The following is a 5,385-nucleotide window of genomic DNA, read 5'->3' as shown; positions in this document are numbered from 1 at the left end:
TCAGGTATAAATATACGGAATATATTTGGATAACTCAATTATTTTATTTAATTTTAAGAATAGTCGAAACTTTTACGAATTCCTGACAAACTATTTTTTAAAAGGATAAAGTTCTTGTTGCAAAAAGTCTTGAGGAAATTCATCTTCATCTGAAAAACCTAATTCTATATCTCTTCCATCGCTCGGTATATGATGGGTTTTAAATATATAATCCCAAACACTCAAAGAAATACCAAAATTTGCCCCATACTTAGAAGGTAATATTTTGCTATGATGCCAAATGTGCATTTTTGGATTATTGAAAATATATTTTAAAACACCGTAATCCCAACCAATATTAGCATGATTCAAATGACCAATAGTAATGGCAATAAAATGCACAACAAACACATCTTCAAGAGCAAAACCACCAATTAATATTAATGGAATATATTGTATGGATTTGTACACTACTGCTTCCATCCAATTATAACGAAACTGAGTGGCAAAACCCATTTGCTTAGGAGAATGGTGCGTTTTGTGAATGTTCCATAAAAAAGGAATGCGATGCAGCAAGCGATGTATATTCCATTGTACAAAATCACTCAATACAAAAAACAAAAGCAATCCAAATGGTTTTGGCAATTCTGATAAAGAAAACAATTGAATTGAAGTCAATTGAAGACCAAAAAGACTTAAAAAATCATTAAATAATGCTTCTGTAACGTTGGATAATGCAATCAGTAAAAGTAAATTCAATAAGAAAAAATTGAAAAACATATAAAACAAATCCAACCAAAAATCCTTACGAAAAATGGGTTGGTTTTTTCGCCATGGAAAAGCAAGTTCTAACAACCAAACAGCCAAGGAAATAAGGAGTAAACCATAAAAATAATTATCCCATTTCCAAAACAAAATTTCGCTTTTTAAGTAGTTAAAATAACCACTATAAGAGTGCAATATAAGTTCTAAATACTTTTTCATAGTACATTTTTAACAACATCCACCTCCATTGTAATGATAGGTACTTTCGCTAATAAAAATATCTTTTCTATTTAATGAAGCTATGGCAGCAGCCGTTTTATCACAAATGGCTAATGGCTGATTTTTCATTAAGATATGACCTTTCTTATCATCAAAATAATCTTCCTTTCCAAAATAAATGGCAGCTTTACCTGTAAAAACACATGGACCATCTGCTGGCATTGGGTCTTTAATGGCACAAACTTCTATACTTTCAATATAAATTAACTCATCAGTTGGATAGTTCTCTGTATCTAATATTCTATAAGGACGTCTGCCTCTTATTTCAATAGTACCAAAACCAACATCAGTTAACGCTTTAATATAATCAGCAATGGGAATACTACCACTTAAACATAAAGCTCGTAAATGGTCATCATTTCGTAAAGTTTCATTCATTTCTTGTTCACATGTTGGGTCACTCATAACCAAACGTCCGTGAGGCTTTAAAACTCGATACATTTCTTCTAATGCTTTTTTTAAGTCCTCAGCTTTAAAAATATTAAAAAGACAGTTTTGTGCAGCAACATCAATACTTTCATTTTCAATAGGTAAATTCAATGCATCGCCTTTTCTCAACTCAACAAATTCACTTTTAAACCATTCATTTTCTTGTTCGGCAATTAAAAAATTTTTTCGAGAAGCTTCTAACATTTCATCCACCACATCTACACCTATAACTCCTGCTTTCTGTCTCGAAAAATAAGAGAATTGTAACAATTCCATGCCTCCACCAACACCAACATATAAAATTTTCGGATTATTTATTAAATCTTGTGCCGAAATAGTACTACCACAACCATAATTCATTTCCTGCATAATTTTTGGAATTTCTAATCCAGGAAATTTCCAAATAGGTGTTGTTGTACAGCATAAACCAACATCGGGTGTTAATGCAGCATTTTTATATAAATCGTTTGTAGCGTCTAAATAACTCATAGTAGTATAGTTTTAAATATTTTTAATTAATGCTTTAAATAGTGTAATCATTTTAGGTTCTGCCTCTCCAGCAATGGCTATAATTTCAGGTATGTTTACTGGTTTTAAATCATCAGGATTACATTCGTCAGTCAAAACGGAGACAGCAAGAACGGGTAACCCTAAATGGTTGGCAACAATAACTTCGGGAACAGTACTCATTCCGACGGCATCGGCACCAATAATTTTGAGGTAACGATATTCAGCCTTGGTTTCTAATTGTGGACCAACAACGGCAGCATAAACTCCTTTGTGTAAAGTAATATTCTGATTTTTAGCAATTTCAACAATCGAATGACGTAAATTCAAATTATAAGGTTCGCTCATATCGGTAAAGCGTTCGCCAAACTCGGAAACATTTGCAAATGCCAATGGTGAACCTCCTTGTAAATTGATATGGTCTTCAATAAGCATTAAATCTCCTTTTTTGAAGTCTAAATTTATGGCTCCAGCGGCGTTTGAAATTAGTAATTTTTGAATGCCCAATGCTCTTAAAACTCGAATGGAAAATGTAATTTCTTGCAAAGAATACCCTTCATATAAATGAAATCGTCCTTGCATTACAACTATTTTTTTATTTTCAAATGTTCCAAAAATCAATTTACCAGAATGAAATTCAACTGTCGAAACTGGAAAATTTGGAATATCAGTATAATTTATTTCACATTCGATAGTTAAATGATTCACTAATTGTCCAAGCCCAGTGCCTAATACAATACCAATTTCTGGATGGAGAAACCCTTTTTCTTTAAGAAAACTTGTAGTGATGTCTATTGTTTTTGCATTCATTTCTATAAATATTTTTGAAATTCAGGAATGTTTTTAATGTCTTCGATAGTGTCAATATCATTCTTCATTTTTATAAATGCTGTTTGAATATGCGATAAATTAGTTAAGGTATCTGCTAAAACACTGTTAGTGCCCCAATTTTTATTTTCGAATATACCATTCGGAATTGACTTTAAACCCAAAAGATAATAACCACCATCTTCAGCTGGACCAATAACTACTTCATTTGTATCTAATAACAAAAAAGCATCTTCAATATCTTTTGAATCAAGCGTTGGCAAATCAGAACCTACAATAACAATTTTATTGAAGCCATCTTCAAATCCTTTTTCAAAAGCATGCTGCATTCGCATTCCTAAATCGGTTCCTTGCTGAATGTCTTTCTCAAATGTGGTATTATCCCAAATATCATGTAAAGTAATGGCTTCAGAATATAATACACGTTTAGTGGCATTGACTTGTGAGATGCAATTTTTAGTGTGTGTTAATAAATACACATAAACTTCAAGAGCATTTTTTTCGCCAATAGTTGCTGCTAATCTGGTTTTTACTTTTCCTAATTCAGGATTTCTAGTAAAAACTAAAACTAATTTCTTTTCCATGATTATGCTACCGTACCTTGACAACTACTTCCTGATCCTGCGGTGCACCCATAACAATGTTGAGAAATTACAATGTCACGATCACTTAATGATGCCTCATTATATTCCGAAATATGCTGCTCTTTTGAGGCTACTTTTAAGCCTAGCATTTGGTTGAAATCACAGTCATATAAATAACCATCCCAACTAACAGAAATGGTATTGGTACACATCACATTACCAACGGCTTTTGGATTAAATGCTTCTACTAAAGCATTCATATAATCTTCATAATTATCTGATGCTATTAAGTAATCTAAAAATCTACTAATTGGAATATTCGTAATGGCAAATAGATTATTAAAATCGATATCAAAATCTTCTTTTAAAGCTTTCTTGAAATCTTTTTCAAGTGCCATTTGATCTGTTGGAAGAAATGCTCCAGAAGGATTATATACTAAATCTAATTTAAGTGGACTTCCTTCTTTTCCATATCCAACATCATTAAGCATTTGTAATGCTTTGATTGATTTATCAAAAACACCATCACCTCTTTGCTTATCTGTTTTTCCCCTCTTATAAAAGGGTAAAGATGAAATAACATGAATATTATGTTTAGCAAAAAACTCAGGTAAGTCATGATATTTTTTATTCGCTAAAATAATGGTTAGATTAGAACGTACTATAAAATCTTTTACGCCTAATTTAGAAGCTTCTTCAACAAACCAACGAAGATTAGGATTCATTTCAGGAGCACCTCCAGTTAAATCTAATGTATTGACAGAAGTTGTTTTTAATACATCCAAAATGTGCTCCATGGTTTCGATAGTCATAATTTCTTTCCTATCTGGACCAGCATCTACATGACAATGTGCACAAACTTGATTACACATGTAACCTACATTAATTTGTAAAATCTCAATTTTATTTGGGCGTAAAGGAAATTGGTCAATTCCTTTAAGTTTATTGGCAAAAGTGGGTAAAGATCCGTCTTTAAAAAAACCATTAGATAAAATTTCTAATTGTTTTTCCGTTTTTGAAAGCTCACTTTTTTTTGCTTGTAATGATTTTGCTAACATTCGCTCTAATTAAATTACATTGATAATTTGTCATACTTGTTCATCATTTGGACACCATGCACTAAAGAAGCACCTCCTCTAATGGCTGCCGCTACATGTAAAGCTTCCATCATTTCCTCTTTAGTAATTCCTCTTTTCAAACCATCCCCTGTGTAAGCATCAATGCAATAAGGACATTGAACGGTATGAGCAACTGCCAATGCAATTAATGATTTTTCTCTTGCTGTTAAATTCCCTTCTTCAAAAACTTTCCCATAGTATTCGAAGAATTTTGAACCTAATTCCTCATTCCATTCTGATATTTTTCCAAATTTTTTCAAATCTGATGGATCGTAGTACGTTTTTTCCATGATGCTATATATTAATAAGTTTGAATTCCTTTTTTTAGATATTTACTCCATTCTTTACTATACGTATGTACATATTCTGTCTCTTGCTCTGAATGATTAAATACTTTACAACCATTATTTTTCCATTCAAAAATGCCTCCATAAAGATTAAAAACATTAGAATAGCCTAACTTCAATAACTTTTCTCCAATTTTTTCACTTCTTACACCAATAGAACAATAAACTATAATTGTTGTATTCTTATCTTTTATTTCTTCTAAAACTAATTTTTGATTGAACTTGTTATAACCTACATGTATAGCTCCCTTAATATGGCTCGTATTATATTCAATCAATTCTCTTGCATCTAAAAAGACTACAGGTGACTTAATCGAGGCTTGTTTAACATTTATATACGAAACACGCTCTGAATTGTATTTTTTTAATACTTCAGGAATAGTTTTCTGACCATAAATTACAGTAGAAAAAAGGAAAAGAATAAGGAAGAAATGTCGCATAATTACATTTTTATCTAATTTAGACGAAAACGTTTTGAATTCCTGACAAAAAGGTATTGATTTTATTCTAAGTACACGACAAAAATTGTATTAAATTAATTTCCAGCTT

The 5,385-nt window shown here is 31.3% G+C and carries 7 protein-coding genes; all 7 read right to left on the bottom strand.

Annotated elements, in window-relative coordinates; genetic code table 11:
* Positions 1 to 90: 90 nt before the first annotated feature.
* Genes CHX27_RS01615 through CHX27_RS01585 form a run of 7 tightly spaced genes read right to left on the bottom strand, consistent with a single transcriptional unit; the run spans position 91 to position 5,276 of the window.
* Positions 91 to 963: a sterol desaturase family protein gene (locus tag CHX27_RS01615; protein ID WP_094485025.1), complete on the bottom strand. Its 873-nt coding sequence runs from the start codon at positions 961 to 963 to the stop codon at positions 91 to 93.
* Positions 964 to 972: 9 nt separating this feature from the next.
* Complete coding sequence (gene arsM, locus CHX27_RS01610) at positions 973 to 1,941, bottom strand: arsenosugar biosynthesis arsenite methyltransferase ArsM (protein WP_094485024.1); 969 nt, start codon at positions 1,939 to 1,941, stop codon at positions 973 to 975.
* Positions 1,942 to 1,953: 12 nt separating this feature from the next.
* Positions 1,954 to 2,769, bottom strand: a complete 816-nt coding sequence (locus CHX27_RS01605; protein ID WP_094485023.1) for a purine-nucleoside phosphorylase — start codon at positions 2,767 to 2,769, stop codon at positions 1,954 to 1,956.
* A 2-nt stretch (positions 2,770 to 2,771) separates the two neighbouring features.
* Positions 2,772 to 3,371, bottom strand: a complete 600-nt coding sequence (locus CHX27_RS01600; RefSeq protein WP_094414383.1) for a TIGR04282 family arsenosugar biosynthesis glycosyltransferase — start codon at positions 3,369 to 3,371, stop codon at positions 2,772 to 2,774.
* Between the two features lie 2 nt (positions 3,372 to 3,373).
* A complete protein-coding gene (gene arsS / locus CHX27_RS01595) occupies positions 3,374 to 4,429 on the bottom strand; it encodes an arsenosugar biosynthesis radical SAM (seleno)protein ArsS (RefSeq protein WP_094485022.1) in 1,056 nt (351 codons plus the stop codon).
* A 14-nt stretch (positions 4,430 to 4,443) separates the two neighbouring features.
* The gene (locus CHX27_RS01590) at positions 4,444 to 4,779 is read right to left on the bottom strand and encodes an arsenosugar biosynthesis-associated peroxidase-like protein (protein ID WP_014388766.1); all 336 of its coding nucleotides are present in this window, start codon (positions 4,777 to 4,779) and stop codon (positions 4,444 to 4,446) included.
* Between the two features lie 11 nt (positions 4,780 to 4,790).
* Positions 4,791 to 5,276 (bottom strand): rhodanese-like domain-containing protein, encoded by a 486-nt coding sequence (locus tag CHX27_RS01585; protein WP_094485021.1) that lies wholly within the window; start codon positions 5,274 to 5,276, stop codon positions 4,791 to 4,793.
* Between the last annotated feature and the right edge of the window lie 109 nt (positions 5,277 to 5,385).

The organism is Flavobacterium aurantiibacter, assembly GCF_002251775.1.
Taxonomy (GTDB): Bacteria; Bacteroidota; Bacteroidia; order Flavobacteriales; family Flavobacteriaceae; genus Flavobacterium; species Flavobacterium aurantiibacter.
This window is presented reverse-complemented; position numbering and strand designations above follow the sequence as displayed.